Consider the following 18172-nt stretch of genomic DNA (forward strand, 5'->3'; position numbering starts at 1 on the left):
ACGTTATTGATCTCGTTTGTGGCGACGTGCACCACGATGCGCGCGACGAACCACCAGCCAGCGCGGCGCCCGGAAGCGGGCAATACAGCGGTACAACCAGACGTAGCCAAACACAAACAGCAAAGCCCAGAGTTGCAGCGCCAGTGTGTTATTCCAGAACAACACGGCGGGCACCACCCCTAACGATGACAACAACCAGAGGTACGGCGAAGTCATTGAATTACGGAAGACCTTGTGGCGCGGATCAGGACTACCCACCGCCCAACGCATCAAGCGTTTGTAGACCAACTGGTGTAAATGCGCCGCATCTGGCATGCCGGGGTTACTTTGACGCGAAAGCCTGCGCAACACGGTAAAGACCGTCTCCACCACCGGGTAACTCACCAACAAGAACGCAAACCAGGGTGAAACTTGCGGATTGCGCGCTACCAGCATGATGACGAGCGATGCGATCCAGAACCCGAGCAGATACGCCCCGCCATCCCCCAGGAAAATCAATCCGCGGGGCCAGTTCCAGAACAGAAACCCCAGGCAGGCGCCAATCCCTGCAATCGCCAGCGACCACACCACATAGTCGGCCTGTAAAATGGCGACATACGCAATGCCGGTCAACATGATCGCGGCCACGGCAGCAGCGAGGCCGTTATAGCCATCGATGAAATTCATGGCATTGGTCACACCAGCCAGTGCAATGATCGTGAACAGCAAAGATACCGCCGGAAACGCGAGCAGCATATCTATGCCAGGCAGATCAAGCCGAGTTACGCGGATCCCTAACCAGGCCCAGGCAAGTGCGGCCGAGATGATAATACAGGCCATGCGCAGGACCACCCCGCCGCGCTTGCTGATGTCCTCAAACAAGCCACTGGCAAAGGCCGGAAAAACCACGATCAACAGATGCAGAAAATAATCGCCAATTGGCCGGCCTAAATAGAGCTGCACCGCCCAGCTGGCCGCCAACGCAATAATGATGGCAAGGCCACCAATTCTAGGCACCGGATTAACATGAAATTTCTGTATGCCATGCAGATCAGAGTCTGCACTGAAACGACCATGGATATGACCACTGCGGACGAGCCACATGGACACGAGAAAAGAGATTGCAAAAGCGAGAACAATAGGGAGCACGTTGTACCGGGCAACTAAGGGTAAAAAAGCTCACCTATTATGACGGATATTGACGTTACCCGCTGATGCACCTTTGTAAGCGCCTCCGGCAACCCCCAAAACCAAACAGATTGGAGACAGCTTTTAGTAAAAAGTCGCTTGCGCCCCCCTGACCATGCGAAGCATGCCTGCGACCCTTTCATGGAATAACTGCGCTCATCTGGAATGCCGATCGTGATCGCAGGGGAGTAATGAAATCGGCAAGCTCCTGCGGGTGCGCCGCACACACCTCCCGCCGCAATCAAAGGCAGCACGCCATAATCATACCGATTGAATTGGCACAATCCGGCATGTTAGAGGCGGAACTAGCCCTTCCGCCGATCCAGTACATGGCGATAAAGCGCTGCATAGGCGGTGACCATTTGCTCCAGGCTGAACATTTGCATGAACCGGACGCGCGCCGCTTCACCTTGCTGGCGGGCCAGTTCGACATCCCCAGCTAGCGCGTTCATGGCTTGCGCCAGTGCCACCGGGTCTGCCGGCGGAATAACCAGGCCCGTTTCACCATGCAGATTAATAAAGCTAGTACCCGTATTAATGTCGCAAGAAATCATGGGCTTACCCATCATGGCTGCTTCCGCCAGCCCCAGCCCGAACGCCTCAGAACGTAAATGCGATGGGAATACAAACGCGTGCGCCCCCGCCATGATGTCCATCTTGACCTGCTCATCGACCAGTCCCATGAAATGCAGATTGGTCAAGCCCCGCCGCGCAGCCTCGGCTTCATATTCCTTGCGTAGTGGTCCATCCCCCATCAGCACGATATTTTCAGCCACGTTGGCGGCGGCTTCAATCAGATACTGAAGACCCTTGTAATAGCGGAACACGCCAACAAAAGCGAAATAACGCGCCCCAAAACGGTCACGATACGCTGCAATTGCATGCGCGTCCGGAGCCGGGTGGGACGCCGGGTCAAGGCCAAGTGGAATGACCGTGCACTTCTCACGGAATGGCTCCAGATCAGCGCTGCTAGCCAGATAGCCCGGACTGGTTGGCGCAATGGCGTCAACATGACCAAGAAACCAGGTCATCAACGGAGAATAGGCTTTCTTAAGCCATTTCTGCTTGACGATGTCACTGTGGTAGGTAACCACCGAGGGCTTGCGATGTCCCGCCAAGGCATGCAGGACGTCGCCAAACGGCCATGGGAAGTGATAATGCAATAGATCATAAGGCGCGATAAAACGACCAAAGTCGCGCGCCTCCTGGATGCTGAAAGGCGTAGACGCCAGATCAATCGTCGTGGGATACCGGTGCACGGTGACCTCGTCAATGACCAGCGTCTCGGGTTGTTTTACCGCTGCGGACAACACCAGGACCTCAGCAGTCACCCCGTGACCCCGTCCGCCCATGGCCAAACCACGGATCACTTGCTCGATACCACCCACCGTATCCGGGTAGTACGTCTTATAGACGTGCAGAACCTTCACGCGTCAGCTCACCAGTTGACGATAAACCGCAGCGGTACGCCGTGCGGTTTCCGCCCATGTAAAAGTCTGTGCACGGGCTAACCCGCGCTCGCTCAGTGAACTGGCCAATGCAGGGTCCTGGAGCACTCTGGAAATGGCATCGGCGATGGCATCCGGGCGCTCCGGGTCAACCAACAATGCTGCATCACCAGCCACTTCTGGTAGCGAAGTAACCGTGGATGTAATGACTGGCAAACCGGACGCAAATGCCTCTAGTACTGGCAAGCCAAATCCTTCATACAAAGAAGGGAACACAAGGGCAGACGCAGACTGAAGCAGCACCTGCTTTTCTTCGTCGGTGACGTAATCCAGCCAATGGCCCGCACCCCGTGCCTGAATGCTCTTCAGCCGCTCAACCTCGGCTTCAGCAGACCAGCCGTGTCTGCCAGCAACTACCAGCGGCGCCACTTTTTGTAGTTCCGCTGGCAGGCTTTCAAAGGCGTCAATGACACGGCCGACGTTCTTGCGCGGCTGCAAGGTCCCGACAAACAGCAAGAAACCTGGACGCAGACCCAGTCTGGTCAGCACTTCCTGTTTGCGGGCTTCATCAATCCGCCCGAAGTAACGCTCATCCACGCCCAGGTGGATTGGGGTAATTCGTTCTCGAGGAATCCTGAAGTGCTCGACCAAATCACCCACCACATAGTCAGAAATGGTGATGTAATGATCCGCCCAGCTGGCAGAACGCTTGAACAACCAGTTTTTAAGCCAGCGACGCTTCACGGTGACCCAATCCGAACGCATTAACGGGACCGGGTCCATCAGTGTCGCTACCAGCGGAATGCCGGAGAGTTTGGGGATGTAGTGATCCGTCGCGTGAAAAATGTCGATCTTGCGCGACAACTCGGCCGTGCCCGCGAATGAGAGCGGCGTAACCGCGCTGCGCAGCACATTGGTCTTGAAGCTGCCCTGCAACGCGCTGGACCCTGCCGCAGCCGGTGCATCCAGAAACGCCAGCGGACGGGTTTCAACGCCGTCCGCCGGCAAATAGCGCAGCAATTCTTCGGTGTAGGTACCAATCCCATCGACATGACCAGACGTGGCCAGTGCCCGTTCCAGCACTGTCGTGCCAATTCCGACTCGCATCAGGCCTCCAGCATCCAGCCCAACGTATCCTGCAGGGAGTAATCCGGCAAATCAGGTAGTGCGGCTTGCAATTTGTCTGGAGAACCAATCAGTACTTTGAGCTCATTGGCACGCACCAGTTGCGGGTCTACTTCAACGCGCAAGGTATGCCCGCTGAGCCTGCTCACGGTTTCCACCACATCCAGCAATGCGTGACCACGCCCGGTACACAGGTTCACGGTATCACCCGGCCGGCCTTCAGTCAGCAGGCGAACATACGCCTGTGCGACCATGCGCACGTCGTTGAACTCGCGCACAACATCCAGGTTGCCCAGTTTGATATGGTCAGCCTTGCGCAGGAAATGCCCGATGATCTTGGGGATGAGGAATTTGTCATCCTGACCCGCGCCAGTGTAATTGAACGGCCGCGTAAACAGGATAGGCAGGCGATCAACCCAGGTCCGCGCCATGTGTTCCATGGCGAGTTTGCTCATCGCGTAGTGATTGACGGGTGCGGGCGCGGTTTCTTCGGCCACCGGTGAAACCGGCGGGTTACCGTAGATGTTGGCGCTGCTGGCCAGAATCACCTTCTGCAGTGGAGAGCCACTACGATGAAGTGCTTCCAGCAAGTTCAGCGTACCGAACACATTGGTCCGGTACAGTGCCATCTGGTCAGCATGTGCCACAAAGGCAATGGCCGCCAGATGAATCACGTAATCCGGCTTGATCTTGTTGACCGCGTCACACAAAGCCGGCAGATCAGCCAGATCTGCCGCAACCTCATTTTCAGCCGGCGCGTGCTGCACCAGACCGGCGACGTGATAGCCAGCCTGTTGCAGCGCCTCTTTGACATAGCGCCCCGTGAAGCCGTGGCTTCCGGTGAGCAAAACCGTTTTTGCCGGCATGGCCGCCCCTGTCAGAACGAGAAGCCTTGCTGATTGCGACGCAGGTCAGCGTCAACCATCAACTGGCACAGTTGTTCCAGCGTCGTCGCCGGTTCCCAGCCCAGTTCCTTGCGGGCTTTTTCCGGGTTACCGATCAAGAGCTCCACTTCAGCCGGGCGGTAGAACTTGGGGTTCACTCGTACAACAGTCTTGCCACTCGACACATCCACAGCCTTTTCAGACTCTGCCGTACCCGACCATTCGATTGCGATACCCGCGGCCTTGAAGGCCATGGTGACGAAATCACGAACGGTTTCGGTACGGTTCGTCGCCAGCACATAAGTGTCGGGCTTGTCCGCCTGCAGCATGCGCCACATGCCTTCCACGTATTCCCTGGCAAAGCCCCAGTCGCGCTTGGCATCCATATTGCCCAGTTCCAGTACATCAAGCTTGCCCAGCTTGATCTTGGCGACGCTGTCGGTGATCTTGCGTGTCACGAACTCACGGCCACGCAGCGGGGACTCGTGATTGAACAGGATGCCGCTGGAACCGAAGATATCGTACGACTCGCGATAGTTCACGGTGATCCAGTGCGCATAGAGCTTGGCCACACCGTACGGGCTACGCGGGTAGAACGGGGTTGATTCGATCTGCGGCACGGCCTGAACCTTGCCGAACATCTCGGAGGTCGAGGCCTGATAGAAGCGGATCTTCGGGTTGACGATGCGGATGGCTTCAAGCAGGTTCAGCGGACCGATACCGGTGATTTCGGCTGTCGTGACCGGTTGGTCGAACGACACGCCCACGAAGCTTTGCGCAGCCAGGTTATAGATTTCGTCCGGCTGACAGTTTTGCACCAGGCGGATGCTGGAGGCCAGATCGGTCAGATCGTATTCAACGAGATGGAGATTGGGGTGTTGGGCAATGCCCAGCTCTTCGATACGCCAGAAATTAACAGAACTGGTGCGGCGGTAGGTGCCGTACACAACGTAGCCTTTTTCCAGCAGAAGCTGGGCCAGATACGCGCCATCCTGACCGGAAATCCCGGTGATAATTGCCTTTTTCATGAGCTTTCTCTAATTCGTTAAATAATTAATCTTTGATAGGCAAATCACAAATTCGACGCAATCGCATTAAGCCTCGCTATCAAGCCAAGCTCCCTTATGAACATTTGCGTTTAATACCCACTTAGTGGGGAGCGCCTGCCTGAGGCATTTGTCGCACCGCAGCGAGCATCTGTAGCAACTGAGATGCCTGGTCGGGCGACAATTGCCTAGAACTGCCCTTTGCTGAATTGTCATTGGTTGGCACAGAGTTTATCACAAACCCTTTTGTCCGTTTGCGGTCAGCCTCTCGTAACCAATCTTCCAATGTATGCGCCGTTTTGCTTGATAGACAGATGACACCATCAAATGCAAGCGTATCCTGCAGCCAAGACTGCCATGCCTGTATTTCTGCTGCTGCAGGTTCCTCACCAAGCTCGCCCAGGTCGTGGTCAAGCAGAAATTGAACCGCCACTCCACGAGCGAACCATTCCTGAATTGCTGCCATTTCTACTTGGGAAACTTCAGGCTGCTGGACGAGACGAACCATAACATCTCCATCCCAGGCTTCGGCCAAGGTTTCCTGAACCCAACCGTCATATAGACCCAAGAGCCGGCAAACAAAGAATCGCGCGTATCTATAACTGGAAGATTCTTCGCAGAAATAGACCGGTTCAACATGCCAACCCTTATGTTCTGCGGTGAGCCACCCACGTAACAGTGTCGCGAGCCCGGTGTCCACAGAGCCATGCAGCCCGTTACCATGGAGATCGGAAATATCGACAAGAAGTTGCCGACAAGCTGGATGGGCCGGTATGTTACGCGCAACAGCTCGCGCAATCTGCGCCCAATCAGCGTCAGCCAAAATCGGGCTTCGCGCCTTGAGCGCTTGAGCCAGATGGTAACGTTGCTGATCTGGATCCGCGTAAAAACGTTCAATTGCGGCTGCATATTGGGCAGCACAACCCGCCGGGGAGTGTTTTGTAGCAATCAGCATTTGAGCTTGCGCGCCTAACTGTTCGCGACGTACCTTGTCCTGCCAAAGCGTCACCAAGGCTTCCATCAGCTCCTCATCCTCAAACGAGTCGGGCAGCATCCAAACCGCATTTTCAGGCATCTCAGCCATGGAGCCGTTGGCATTGATGATCGTTGCGAGGCCATAATTCATGCAGTCAAGCACAGTACCCGAGGTTTCGCCTCGAGACATTGTCCTTAGTTGTACACCGAGGTCTGATGCAGCCAGCCAGCGTCTGTAGATATCGCCGTCCGCCCAACCCGTGATAGTAATTCGGTTACGCGCCTCGGAAGATTTGATCGTGGACAGGAACTCCTTCCCATAATCCCCCTCATGGTTCCTGCCAACAAAGACCAATCTGCATTTCGGATCCAGGGCCAATGGCGATGTCAACCAAGCGTTCAGAAGGCGATGATTTAATTTGGTAGGCGCAACAAAGCCTAAACTACAAACAACGAAATCACCCTCATTAATCTCCAGAGTGGCACGTGCTTGCGCTTTAGTTTCACCAGAGGGTAGCTGACGCAGATGAGGAATCTGCTCCCAACGGTCCGCTGCATCCGGTCCATACCAATGCATCGCCAACTGTCGGGAATAATCCGCATGGACGATAATACCCAGGGCATCCTGTAGAACCGGCAGATTGCAAGGGTACCGATAAATCACCTCAGCAATATCCTTAGCCTGAAAGCGCTCGGCAACTGCCGCCCAACCATGGCATTCGACCAGCGAGCGCGCCCAACCGTGGGGTAGTTCTCCCGTCAATTCACGATGCGCAACAATGCCGGATAGATAGAAATCATGTAGCACCACCGCGCCTGGGTAGGCTTGCAACAGCCCGAACATATGACTGTGAAAATGAGAGTTACCAAAGTGGTACAAGATGCGGTCAAAATTGGTCGCGTTTTCCTGGAACCATTGCACACTGCGAATCGGATGGTTGTTCCGAACCCATTCAGACGTGACCTCAGGCTGACTCACAACCACTTCAATGTCATAGTGAACAGCAAGCGCAGGAAGCAACTCTGCGCTGTAATCACTGATGCCACTCGACTCGGGAGGCAGTGGCGAAATATAGGCCAACCGCGGCCGTGGCTTCACCACGTTTTTCGGGACAGCCCGCATTCCATGTCGGACTTCCAAGGCTTCCCACGTAATACGAGCACTGGCATCCCACGAGAATTTCGTAGCCTGTGTCAAACCATGTTGTTCGAGTTCGACCCGATAAGCATCGTTCTCAAGGACCTCAAACATCTTGTCGGTTATTGCCTGGACATTGTGCGCCTTGAAGAGCGCATCGCTCCGGCCAACCACCTCGGGCAAGCTGGAGCAGTCTGTAGCGATAACGGCTTTGCCGCATTGCATGGCCTCCAGCGCGGGCAAGCCAAAACCTTCATGCCAGGATGGGAACACGAAAAACTTGCAGGCCCGGTAGCATGTCAGCAGATCATCATCCGAGACGAAGCCGGTCAATACCAGCTCGTCGCTACCAAGCCCTGCCTCAGCCGCCAATTTCTGCAATCTGGCGCGATCAACCGCTTGAACGGAGCAGACCACTGCTAACTGATGTGCCCGGCGCAAGGATACCGGCAATTTCGCATAGGCCGCGATCAAGCCTTCGATATTCTTGCGATGGTCAATCCCGCCGGTATACATGATAAACGGACGTACCAGCCCGTATTGCTTCTGCAATCGAGACATGTCCTCGGCAGACACCACGCCGGGTGTAAACCGTTCATCCACAGCAGCGGAAATGTTCACGACGTGAAGTGGATCAAAACCAAGATGAGCGACCGCCTCTGCCCCCGATGAAGTGGAAATTGCCAGCAGCAGATCAGCCTTCTTCAATTGATCCATCTTGCTCAGATACCAGCGTTCACTCACCGGGTTGGTCAGATAGATCTCTTTATGAATCAGGGGGATCAAGTCATACAGAATCGCAGCGGTAGGAACATCACTGGTCATTTGTCCGATGCTCACCACAACATCATCGGATAAACCTTCGACCGTGGAGGCAATCAGTATCCAGTCAGGCCGCAAGTTCGCAAGGAAGCTTTCCCGGATCAGCTCCGCAGCAACCCGACGTTCAGCGTTGTCCGGATCTGCAGAGAACACAGCGGCGGGGGTATCCCACACCTTGATATTTTCGGCAGGGATGAGACCTGCAAGGGCTGACTTGACTGGAGCGACGGTGTCGGCAAAGCACCCATTGAGCGCTATCAGTACCTCGTGCTCGCCTCGCTGGCGCAAGAGCGCTTGGGTCAGCAACAGCGCGTAACGCCCGATACCGCGGGCCCGGCTGGATGCTTGCGCCCCCTGGAGATCAATAACTAACCGCATCAAGCTACATCCCGTTCTTTGTGGTCAACACCACCGGTGATCTGTGTATAAACACGCTGGGCATATGGGGAAAGGTCGTCGATGCCAATACGTACAGCACTTTTGTTACCATCAAGCCCGTGCAAGGTAGAAAAATAGAGTGCCTGCAATTTCATGCGCACACCAGGGAAACGCCCGATCAGAGCGAGTATTGGCCGTTTCAAGCCCGGCGGACAGTGGCCCAGCAGGATCAGTAGCTTGCCCAGCATTCGACGCGAAAGGCTGCCTGGAGCCAGTTTTACAAATGCTCGGGCAAAGCGCACACCGACCTTGGCCTCTCGCAACAAAACACGGAACGGCGCAGTGAGTCGCCAGGATTTGCTATGGATGACACCGCCATAGACAGTCCACCAGTAATGGGCCTCTTGTCGCGCTTTTCTGGCATCAAGTTCTGCCTCGTGCGCTCGCTTTTCCGCGCCTGCTACACGGGCTTCGGCATTGGTGGCGCGCTGTAACGCAGAAGAAAGCTGCTCCTCGGCCTGCGCCTGCGCGGCCATGACATAACGATCAAACACATTGGGCGGGTATTTGAAAGAAACCGCCAACTCCTGATGTTCCGCAGCCACGTAATACCGATTAAGGCCATCAACATAGACAAGTTGATACCCTACTTCCAGCAGCAAAGGCTCCCAGCCTTGGTAAGACTCAATCTGGCTCATCGGAAGGGTTGCCTCGACCACGATGACCCATGGTCGATGGGCGACCCAATCATTGCCACTGAGCACTTGGGTTTCAAACCCTTCCACATCCACTTTCAGGAAATGTACTTCTTGACCAGCCGGGACATGTGTCTGCCACAGTGCAGCCAGCGTCGTGACCGTAACCTCTTCGGTTCTAGCAATGAATCCGGCTTGCTGATGCTGTTGACCAATATTGTCATCCAGCGTGGAGAGCCCTGTGTCGGGCACGAACGTCATGGCCATGACGCCTGGCTGATCAGAAACAGCGACCCGAAGCGTGGTATCGCGCCGACGATCCAGGACCAACAACTGGTTCAGTTGTGGGTTGGGTTCAACATTGATGCCATGCCAGCCCCGGTCATAGAAGGCTTTCGTTACTGAGTCAGCAACGGGCCATGCAGCACCGACGTCAATATAAAAGCCGTTCTGAATCTGCTTGAGAGCACGCCAGAGAATGACATCTTCCAGATTCTGGGCGTAAGAAACAAAATTCATTGTTGAGAGATTCCAATCTGCGGATCCAGCCATGCCACGCCAGCAAAATCCGTTTTATCCATATTTACAACATTGAACAGGAACGCCAGATCACGCCACTCATAATTGTTTTCCAAATGAGTATTAGTGCTGACGAGCGCCGTTTGCACTGAATAACTCCCTGGCCCAATGTTGGCGTCAAATTCGCACCGGAACATCACCTTGCTTCCTGCCGTAACGTGCCCGAGTGGCTGGTTTTTCAAGTCTGTATTTGTTCCGTAAACCACCTGTCCCAGACGGTCCTTGATGCTATAGCCCAGCACAAGACGAGGAATGTCTGCATTAACTTGTACTTCAATCTGCAAAATCACGCGCTCGCCTACATTGACATATTCAACTCGCCGACCATCCTGATTGATCAAGGCAATATCAGTAACGAGCGCCTCGCCAGTCCCGGAAATTGTCTGTGTTTTACCGTCTTCTGTCTTGATCTGGCGAATTTGCTGGTCCTGCTTATCGGCCAGCAACGCGTTGTAATAATCCATTACCGCTTCTGGCTCGCCTTCCATGGCGACCTTGCCGCCGCTCAGCAAAATGGCTCGATCGCAGATACTTTGGATAGCCTGCTTGTCATGAGAAACAATCAGCAGAGTAGTGCCCTGTTTACTGAATTCGCGAATGCGATCAAAACTTTTGTGCTGAAAATAAGCATCACCGACCGACAAAGCTTCATCAACAATCAAGACGTCAGGGCGTACTGCCGTTGCGACACTGAATGCCAGACGCATTTGCATGCCGCTGGAATACACTCGCACTGGATGGTCAAGGTAATCACCAATTTCAGCAAAGGCTTCAATTTGTGGCATCAGACCATCAATCTGATCTGCTTTGAGGCCCAAGAGCTGGGCAGACATGTATACGTTCTGCCTTCCAGTAAAGTCGGGGTGAAAGCCCATTCCTAGCTCGAGCATGGCGGCAACACGACCTGAGATCGATACCGAGCCAATAGTCGGCGCGGTGGTCCCGGTAACCATTTTTAGCAGCGTGCTCTTGCCCGCGCCATTGACACCGATAATCCCAACCGCTTCCCCCGGAGCAATATTAAAACTGACGTCCTGCATCACCCACTTAAGGGTATGGTGCGATTTGCTGCCGGGAAGCAGCCACTCTGCAAGGCGTGACCAGCGGGTGGGGTATTGCTTGTATGCCTTGCCCAGGTTCTTAACGTTGATTGTCCCCATTACAGCTCATCCACCATCTCTGCCGCATGCTTGCGGAACAGGTTCAATCCAAAGATACATAGCAGTATGCCTATCAGGGTAACCGGCAGCAGCGTAAACCATTGCGGCCATTGCCCTTGCACCAAAATTGCCTGACATGCCTCCACGACGCCCGCCATCGGGTTTAACAACAGCAAAATTCGGATTCGCTCAGGCAAAATGCTCGTGACATACACGATGGGTGTAAACCAGAACCAGAACTGCAGGAAAATACCAAAGAACTGACCGACATCCCGAAAAAATACGTTTAATACCCCAAGCGTAATTCCCAGGCCGATTGCAAACAGAATCATCACCGCCAAGACCGGTATCAACGCCAAGAACGGCAAGCCCGGAAAGTTTCCACTCAAGATCAGGAATACCGAAAACAGGCCAAAAACAATACAGAAATTCAGGCATGCGCTGCAAATGATGATCACCGGCAGGCACAGACGCGGAAAACTGATTTTCTTGAGTAAATTAGCATTCTCAATGAACACGCCCTGGGCCCTAGTCACAATTTCTGAGAACAAACCCCAAGTCAGCGAACCGGCACACAGGTAGATACTGTACGAAAAGGTGCTCGATGCACCAGGCAAGCGGGCCTTCATCAATTGGGAAAAGATCACGGTATAAACGATGATCATGGCCAATGGATTAAGAACGTTCCACGCAGCACCAAGCAAGGAGTTGCGATAGCGCGACTGGAATTCGCGCTTGACGCTGCCAAGCACGAACCCGCGGTAAGACCAGATTGATCTGGACAAGGCAATCAACATCAGATTTCTCACTTCCCTTCGAGGATCAATGCTTCAAGGGCCGCGACACACTGGTTGACGCGTTCCGCGCTAGCGCGCGACTCCACATTCAGGCGCAACAGCGGCTCTGTGTTCGATGCCCGCACATTGAAACGCCAGTCGGCAAACGACATGCTGACGCCGTCCACCCGTTCGATCAGTTCGGCTTTGTCGCCGTACACCGCTTCAATCCGTGCCAGCACCGCCGGGACATCTTCCACGCGGTAATTGATCTCGCCGCTGCAGGGGTAAGCCTGCATGCGATCAGCCACGAGCGATGAGAGCGACTGCTGTTTGCGGCTAACGAGTTCCGTCACCAGCAGCCACGGGATCATCCCGCTGTCGCAATAAGCGAAATCACGGAAGTAGTGATGCGCACTCATCTCGCCGCCGTAAATGGCGTTCTCGGCGCGCATGCGTTCCTTGATGAAAGCATGGCCGGTTTTGCTTTGCACCGGCACACCGCCCGCCTTTTCTACAACGTCGACCGTGTTCCAGGTCAGACGCGGATCGTGGATGATTTTCTCGCCCGGGTGGCGCGCAAGGAATGCATCAGCCAGCAAACCAACGATGTAGTAGCCCTCGATGAATTCACCGTGTTCATCAAACAGAAAACAGCGGTCGAAGTCGCCATCCCAGGCGATACCCATGTCCGCGCCGTGCGCCTTGACCGCGTTGGCGGTATCAGCCCGGCACTCGGGCAGCAGCGGGTTGGGAATGCCGTTGGGAAACGTGCCGTCCGGGTTGTTGTGCACCTTGATGAATTCGACCTTCACGTCAGAGGCCTTGAAGCGTGCTTCCAGCGCATCAATCACGTGACCGGCCGCGCCGTTGCCCGCGTTGACGACCAGCTTGACCGGCTTGAGCGCAGCGGCATCAATGTAGGTCAGCAGGTGATCCACATAGGCGTCGAGAATCGACATCTGCGTCAGCGTGCCGCGCTTGCCTGCCGGGCCGAAGTTATTCTCTTCCGCGAGGCGCTGGATATCACGCAGGCCGGAGTCGCCGCTGATAGGCTGAGCGCCGCGCTTGACCAGTTTCATCCCGTTGTAATCCATCGGGTTGTGACTGGCGGTCACTTCAACGCCGCCATCCACGTCCAGATGGAACGCGGCAAAGTAGATTTCTTCGGTGCCGGTCATGCCGATGTCAATCACGTCTGCACCGGCGTCCATCAAGCCATTGGCCAGTGCCAGCTTGAGCGATTCCGACGTCAGCCGGACATCGCCCCCCACCGCCATGCTGCGCGGCTTGAGCAACTCGCCATAGGCGCGGCCGATACGGTAAGCGATGTCTTCGTTGAGTTCATCGCCCAGACGGCCACGGATGTCGTAGGCCTTGAAACAGGTCAGTTTGGTCATTGCTTTTTATTTCTGTGGAACACGGCCGTAGGTATCTTCAAAACGCACGATATCGTCCTCGCCCAGATACGGGCCGGACTGCACTTCGATGATTTCGAGCGGGATCTTGCCTGGGTTGCGCAGACGGTGCGTCACGCCCAGCGGAATGTAAGTGGACTGGTTTTCAGTCAGCAAGAGTTCCTGCTCACCATTGGTGACAACTGCCGTGCCCTTCACGACGATCCAGTGCTCGGCGCGGTGGTGATGCATCTGCAGGCTCAGCGAGCAATCCGGATTGACAATGATGCGCTTGACCTGGAAGCGATCTTCCTGGTCCAGGCCTTCATAACTACCCCAAGGACGGAATACCTTGCGATGAGTTACGGACTCACTGCGGCCAGACTCGCTCAGGCGCTGAACAATCTTTTTAACGTCCTGCGCATGCTCTTTCGTAGCCACGAGAATGGCATCGGCTGTTTCAACAATGACCAGGTTGTCCACGCCAATAGCCGCGATCATGCGGTTTTCGGCACGGATATAGCTATTGGTCACGCGATCTGCCATCACATCACCCAGCAGATTGTTGCCATTGGCATCAGCTTGCGCCACCTCAGCCAGCGCCGACCAGGAACCGATGTCGCTCCAGCCCAGGCCCGCCGCTTCAACCACGACGGCGTGTTTGGTGTGTTCCATGACGGCGTAGTCAATGGAATCCTCCGGGCAGGCCGAGAAGCTTTCGTGATCGAGGCGCAGAAAATCCTTGTCCGTTTCTGCGTGTTCAACCGAGAACGTCACTTGTTTGAGGATATCTGGACGGATCAGGCCCAGCTCTTCCAGGTACACGCTGGCTTTGAACAGGAACATGCCGCTGTTCCAGTAGTACCCACCCGCAGCCAAAAAGCCCTCAGCCTTGGCGTGATCAGGCTTCTCAACGAACGCATCAACTGCGTAACCGCCATCCAACTCAGCCAGCGCGGCGCCACGACGGATATAGCCGTAACCGGTATTCGGGGAAGTCGGCTGAATGCCAAAGGTCACCAGCTTGCCCGCGGCCGCTGCTTTGGCCGCACGCGCGACCAGGTCACAGAAGGTCTTGTCGTTCTGGATCACGTGATCCGACGGCAGCACCAGGATCATGGCATCCGGGTCATTCTTCACCGCCACCAGTGCGGCAGCAGCCACAGCCGGCGCGGTGTTGCGGCCAACCGGCTCCAGGATCACGGCAGACGGTTCGATACCAATGGCGCGCATTTGCTCGGCAACAAGGAAACGCTGTTCCTGGTTAGTAATGAACATGGGCGCCTGTGTCCCGGAAAGCCCGTCAAGACGCTGAGCAGTTTGCTGCACCAGAGTCTGATCGCCATACAGGGCGAGATACTGCTTGGGATAACCGCCACGCGAAAGTGGCCACATACGGGTGCCACTGCCCCCGCACAAAATAACCGGAGTAATCATCTTCGTAAATTCCAGAAAACTGTTGAAACGCGTCCCCGACTTGAGCGGGGCGAATCACGATCAGGCGGCGCTATCTACCAGGAACTTGTCATTGAGTGCACCCGGTGTCTTCACGACCACATTTACCGCGTCGGTGAGTGCTTCAAAATCAGTTGCTTCACCAGGTTGCAAAACAATAATGTCGCCGGCGTGCCATTCTTTATCGAGCATTCTTACTGTGCCCGAGAGTACCAGCGTGATTTCTGTGGCTACCTTGTGGTAATGCAATGCTTCTTTTTCACCAGCCACATAGCTTTTCACTGCAACTTCACATTGATCGGTATGGAACGCGGTCGGCTTGAAAGCTCCCACAAACCACCCTTTGAACATATCTTCCAGTCTTGCTGACTGCATCAAACTCTCCGGTGGTCAATTGCAGCTTCAAACTGCTGCAACTGCCGTTCTGTTTTAAGCGGGTGATACTGTTTGGCTTCGATGTGCTTCACGCCGATGGCCACTTGCTCAAGAATCAGTTCATTGAGCGCCGGACAAATGTAGAACAACCCGTTAACCGAGGCATCCTTGCGGATCATGTTCTGTACTGCCCGGACAAAATCATTGCCTTTGGCAAACCAGTAGAACCCGGCAGTGGCATGCCGACTGATCGGGTTCTTCTCTGCAGCTTCAACGACAAGACCCGTTTCATCCAGTCGCACATAAGAATAACGCGGATGAACAGACTGGAATGTGATGGTTCCGGCACCGTAGTGCGCCTCACGGAACCCGGCAATGACTTCAAGAGGATTGATATCAATCAGTTCATTGCCGTTGAGAATCAACAGTTCTTCATCATTGTCGATCTCGCTAGCCGCCAGCAGCGCAGTGCAAGCGGCGCCGCGCGTGTCTTCCGCAACCCGAAGGATAGTGGCCTCAGGCGAAAGCAACGTAACAATATTGTCGAGGTGGTAACGACGAATATCCTGCCCACGCAGGGCAACAATGAACTGTGCATTGCTGATGGCCGAACACCCCAGGATCAGGCGCTCGATCAATGGCACACCTTCAAGTTCGGTGAGGCACAACGGGTAAGCCCCATCATGCATGTCGACGCCACTGTTGCCAGCGGCCAGGATCAACACATTCATGCCGATGCCCCTTTTTCGATGTCGGCGATACGCTTGGTGATGTTCTGCAAATTGACTTCTTCTACGTCATGCACCACGAGCAGATGTGCGCCAGCCGCCCGAGCCGCGCGAATGCCGTTCTCATTGTCTTCAACCACCAGACATTCATGGGGCTCAATACCCAGCATCGACATCGCCTTGAGATAGATCTCCGGATCCGGCTTGGCACGGGTGATATCCGAAGTCGACAGCATGGCATCCAGATAAGGTGTAAGGCGTGCCTTCTCCATCATGACCTCGACGGTTTTTCTGATGGAATTGGAAGCAACTGCCAATTTATATCCGCGAGCCCGTAGCGTGCTCAGCGCGTATTCGTGCACAAAGCGTGGCTTGCACTGCGTATGCACGATTTCCATGGTGTAAGACTGCTTCATCTCGTTGATGAATGCGTGCAGGCCTTCGGGCAAACCGCGCTCAATCGAGAGCATTTCCAGTTTTTTCCCGGTGGGCAGCCCGTCGTACACCGTCAGATGTTCATACCGGCTGATTTCAAAGCCAAAAAGCTTCAAAGCACGGTTAAGTGCTTCATAGTGCCAATCCTTGGCTTCGATCAGCACACCATCCATATCGAAAACAACGGCTTTGATCACGAAGCTTCTCCGAAAAAGCGCTGTGCATCTTCCGGAAAATCAGTACAGAGCGTCAAACGATCATGGTGGGCAACCCGCCGCAGCATGGCCCACATGGGCAAATGATCCCGCCGATGCAAATCTGGCGAGACAATACACACCTCCTTGCCTTGCACCAGAAACTGCTCAACGCAATCAGCGTCAAACCAGTCCCCATGAAACGCGTCCAGCCAAATGCCTTTGACGCGTTCAACCCAAGGGATTTCCCGCTCGACTTCACTGATCCGTGCAAAGACCGGCATACCCAGATCCAGATAAGCCTTCATGTCCGGAATTGACATATCAAATACGAACCAGTCCTGGTCCGGATAATCTTTCATCATACGATGGATAGTCGCCGCCATACCATCAGCCTTGACGTTGAGTGCAAGCGTCAGACGCCCATCAGGCACGCTATCAAGGAACGATGCAAATGTCTGCTCGTTTCCGGTCGGCATGTCATGCGAAATCACTAGAGTGCCGGCACAATCGCGCACATCGGTTTCCGTGCCGAAACCCAGAGAGAACGAACGCTCAAATGCCGTCACAGTGTTCTTCTCTTCGACTGACTTCCAGTAGCCACGATGGCTGAGGATTTTCATCGCACAGCTCCGACCGCCTTGTGTGATACATCCAGCGACAAGAAAAGGTCAAGATCAGAAGGAATACCCAGACCGTACATCCCGACCGCCTCCGAACCAATATTGAAGGTCACGACTTTACCGCCTTCTTCAATCAGCTCGTTATAGACAGGCGCCACGTAGAACTCCCCGTTCATACGCCGCTCCTCCTCCACCATTTGCCTTGCCAACCGGACAAAATCCGAACCTTTGCCAAAGTTATAGATACCCACAGTGGCCTCATCCGAGATCACTTCTTTCTCGACCACCCGGTTTACAACGCCGTGGGCGTCATATCCCACAAATGACCACTTCGGGTCATTCGCGGTCATGGTCATGATCAACCCGTCGGCCTGATGACGCGCCATCTCATCCAGGTATGCCTCCATGGAGGCATCCACATACTGATCGCTGTTGGCAATCATCAATGGGTCATCGTTGTTGATCAGGTCTGCAGCCAGCAGACACGTACACGCGGCACCTTGGGTCACTCCGTCAATCTCAATCAGCTCCGAACCCGGCGCCCACTGGCTGAACAAGGCCTTGAGCCCATAACGCGTTGCGTGCTCACGTTGCACCACAAAAATGAACCGGTGTTCAGTCGCCGGGCGAAGATTATTGATCACCAGCTGGATCATGGGCACGCCGTGCACCGGGATTAGTGGCTTGGGGTCGGTGTAACCGGCTTTGGCGAACCGGCTGCCCGCACCGGCCATAGGAACAACGATGTTAAGCATGAATATTTCTTCCAGCA

Annotated in this window: 16 protein-coding genes; all 16 read right to left on the reverse strand. The window is 54.8% G+C overall.

Annotated elements, in window-relative coordinates; all coding sequences use genetic code 11:
• Positions 1-3: 3 nt before the first annotated feature.
• The 16 genes from IEX44_RS06260 to IEX44_RS06335 all read right to left on the reverse strand — a co-directional run bounded on the left by IEX44_RS06260 (position 4) and on the right by IEX44_RS06335 (position 18155).
• A complete protein-coding gene (locus IEX44_RS06260) occupies positions 4-1083 on the reverse strand; it encodes an MraY family glycosyltransferase (protein ID WP_229678893.1) in 1080 nt (359 codons plus the stop codon).
• 389 nt (positions 1084-1472) lie between these two features.
• Positions 1473-2597: a glycosyltransferase gene (locus IEX44_RS06265; RefSeq protein WP_188690551.1), complete on the reverse strand. Its 1125-nt coding sequence runs from the start codon at positions 2595-2597 to the stop codon at positions 1473-1475.
• A gap of 3 nt (positions 2598-2600) precedes the next feature.
• Entirely contained in the window at positions 2601-3722 is a 1122-nt protein-coding gene (locus IEX44_RS06270) for a glycosyltransferase family 4 protein (protein WP_188690554.1), read from the reverse strand.
• Positions 3722-4606, reverse strand: coding sequence for an NAD-dependent epimerase/dehydratase family protein (locus tag IEX44_RS06275; RefSeq protein WP_188690556.1), 885 nt, complete (start codon positions 4604-4606; stop codon positions 3722-3724). The genes IEX44_RS06270 and IEX44_RS06275 overlap by 1 nt, the downstream gene beginning before the upstream one ends.
• A gap of 11 nt (positions 4607-4617) precedes the next feature.
• Positions 4618-5652 (reverse strand): GDP-mannose 4,6-dehydratase, encoded by a 1035-nt coding sequence (gmd, locus tag IEX44_RS06280; protein WP_188690559.1) that lies wholly within the window; start codon positions 5650-5652, stop codon positions 4618-4620.
• A 121-nt stretch (positions 5653-5773) separates the two neighbouring features.
• On the reverse strand, positions 5774-8983 hold the full coding sequence (locus IEX44_RS06285; protein ID WP_188690562.1) for a glycosyltransferase: 3210 nt from the start codon (positions 8981-8983) through the stop codon (positions 5774-5776).
• Positions 8983-10197 (reverse strand): FkbM family methyltransferase, encoded by a 1215-nt coding sequence (locus IEX44_RS06290; RefSeq protein WP_188690564.1) that lies wholly within the window; start codon positions 10195-10197, stop codon positions 8983-8985. The genes IEX44_RS06285 and IEX44_RS06290 overlap by 1 nt, the downstream gene beginning before the upstream one ends.
• The gene (locus IEX44_RS06295; protein WP_188690566.1) at positions 10194-11417 is read right to left on the reverse strand and encodes an ABC transporter ATP-binding protein; all 1224 of its coding nucleotides are present in this window, start codon (positions 11415-11417) and stop codon (positions 10194-10196) included. The genes IEX44_RS06290 and IEX44_RS06295 overlap by 4 nt, the downstream gene beginning before the upstream one ends.
• Positions 11417-12214, reverse strand: coding sequence for an ABC transporter permease (locus IEX44_RS06300; protein ID WP_188690568.1), 798 nt, complete (start codon positions 12212-12214; stop codon positions 11417-11419). Before IEX44_RS06300 ends, IEX44_RS06295 begins: the two co-directional genes overlap by 1 nt.
• An 8-nt stretch (positions 12215-12222) precedes the next feature.
• On the reverse strand, positions 12223-13593 hold the full coding sequence (gene cpsG, locus IEX44_RS06305) for a phosphomannomutase CpsG (protein WP_188690571.1): 1371 nt from the start codon (positions 13591-13593) through the stop codon (positions 12223-12225).
• 6 nt (positions 13594-13599) lie between these two features.
• Positions 13600-15027, reverse strand: coding sequence for a mannose-1-phosphate guanylyltransferase/mannose-6-phosphate isomerase (locus IEX44_RS06310; protein WP_188690573.1), 1428 nt, complete (start codon positions 15025-15027; stop codon positions 13600-13602).
• A gap of 60 nt (positions 15028-15087) precedes the next feature.
• Positions 15088-15420 carry a cupin domain-containing protein gene (locus IEX44_RS06315; RefSeq protein ID WP_188690575.1) on the reverse strand — a complete coding sequence of 111 codons (333 nt, stop codon included), beginning with the start codon at positions 15418-15420 and terminating at the stop codon, positions 15088-15090.
• On the reverse strand, positions 15420-16151 hold the full coding sequence (locus IEX44_RS06320; protein WP_188690577.1) for a glycosyltransferase family 2 protein: 732 nt from the start codon (positions 16149-16151) through the stop codon (positions 15420-15422). The genes IEX44_RS06315 and IEX44_RS06320 overlap by 1 nt, the downstream gene beginning before the upstream one ends.
• Complete coding sequence (locus tag IEX44_RS06325; protein WP_188690580.1) at positions 16148-16780, reverse strand: HAD family hydrolase; 633 nt, start codon at positions 16778-16780, stop codon at positions 16148-16150. Before IEX44_RS06325 ends, IEX44_RS06320 begins: the two co-directional genes overlap by 4 nt.
• Complete coding sequence (locus IEX44_RS06330) at positions 16777-17400, reverse strand: PI-PLC domain-containing protein (protein WP_188690583.1); 624 nt, start codon at positions 17398-17400, stop codon at positions 16777-16779. The genes IEX44_RS06325 and IEX44_RS06330 overlap by 4 nt, the downstream gene beginning before the upstream one ends.
• Positions 17397-18155, reverse strand: a complete 759-nt coding sequence (locus tag IEX44_RS06335; protein WP_188690586.1) for a glycosyltransferase family 2 protein — start codon at positions 18153-18155, stop codon at positions 17397-17399. Before IEX44_RS06335 ends, IEX44_RS06330 begins: the two co-directional genes overlap by 4 nt.
• Positions 18156-18172 lie beyond the last annotated feature (17 nt).

It is taken from the genome of Silvimonas amylolytica (assembly GCF_014645555.1).
Classification (GTDB): Bacteria; Pseudomonadota; Gammaproteobacteria; order Burkholderiales; family Chitinibacteraceae; genus Silvimonas; species Silvimonas amylolytica.

What these genes read in the sequence shown, in the direction of transcription:
- gmd (WP_188690559.1), bottom strand. Translation starts at nt 5,652, where the DNA reads ATGAAAAAGGCAATTATCACCGGGATTTCCGGTCAGGATGGCGCGTAT.
- IEX44_RS06310 (WP_188690573.1), bottom strand. Translation starts at nt 15,027, where the DNA reads ATGATTACTCCGGTTATTTTGTGCGGGGGCAGTGGCACCCGTATGTGG.
- IEX44_RS06335 (WP_188690586.1), bottom strand. Translation starts at nt 18,155, where the DNA reads ATGCTTAACATCGTTGTTCCTATGGCCGGTGCGGGCAGCCGGTTCGCC.
- IEX44_RS06270 (WP_188690554.1), bottom strand. Translation starts at nt 3,722, where the DNA reads ATGCGAGTCGGAATTGGCACGACAGTGCTGGAACGGGCACTGGCCACG.
- IEX44_RS06290 (WP_188690564.1), bottom strand. Translation starts at nt 10,197, where the DNA reads ATGAATTTTGTTTCTTACGCCCAGAATCTGGAAGATGTCATTCTCTGG.
- IEX44_RS06295 (WP_188690566.1), bottom strand. Translation starts at nt 11,417, where the DNA reads ATGGGGACAATCAACGTTAAGAACCTGGGCAAGGCATACAAGCAATAC.
- IEX44_RS06300 (WP_188690568.1), bottom strand. Translation starts at nt 12,214, where the DNA reads ATGTTGATTGCCTTGTCCAGATCAATCTGGTCTTACCGCGGGTTCGTG.
- IEX44_RS06275 (WP_188690556.1), bottom strand. Translation starts at nt 4,606, where the DNA reads ATGCCGGCAAAAACGGTTTTGCTCACCGGAAGCCACGGCTTCACGGGG.
- cpsG (WP_188690571.1), bottom strand. Translation starts at nt 13,593, where the DNA reads ATGACCAAACTGACCTGTTTCAAGGCCTACGACATCCGTGGCCGTCTG.
- IEX44_RS06320 (WP_188690577.1), bottom strand. Translation starts at nt 16,151, where the DNA reads ATGAATGTGTTGATCCTGGCCGCTGGCAACAGTGGCGTCGACATGCAT.
- IEX44_RS06315 (WP_188690575.1), bottom strand. Translation starts at nt 15,420, where the DNA reads ATGCAGTCAGCAAGACTGGAAGATATGTTCAAAGGGTGGTTTGTGGGA.
- IEX44_RS06330 (WP_188690583.1), bottom strand. Translation starts at nt 17,400, where the DNA reads ATGAAAATCCTCAGCCATCGTGGCTACTGGAAGTCAGTCGAAGAGAAG.
- IEX44_RS06260 (WP_229678893.1), bottom strand. Translation starts at nt 1,083, where the DNA reads ATGTGGCTCGTCCGCAGTGGTCATATCCATGGTCGTTTCAGTGCAGAC.
- IEX44_RS06285 (WP_188690562.1), bottom strand. Translation starts at nt 8,983, where the DNA reads ATGCGGTTAGTTATTGATCTCCAGGGGGCGCAAGCATCCAGCCGGGCC.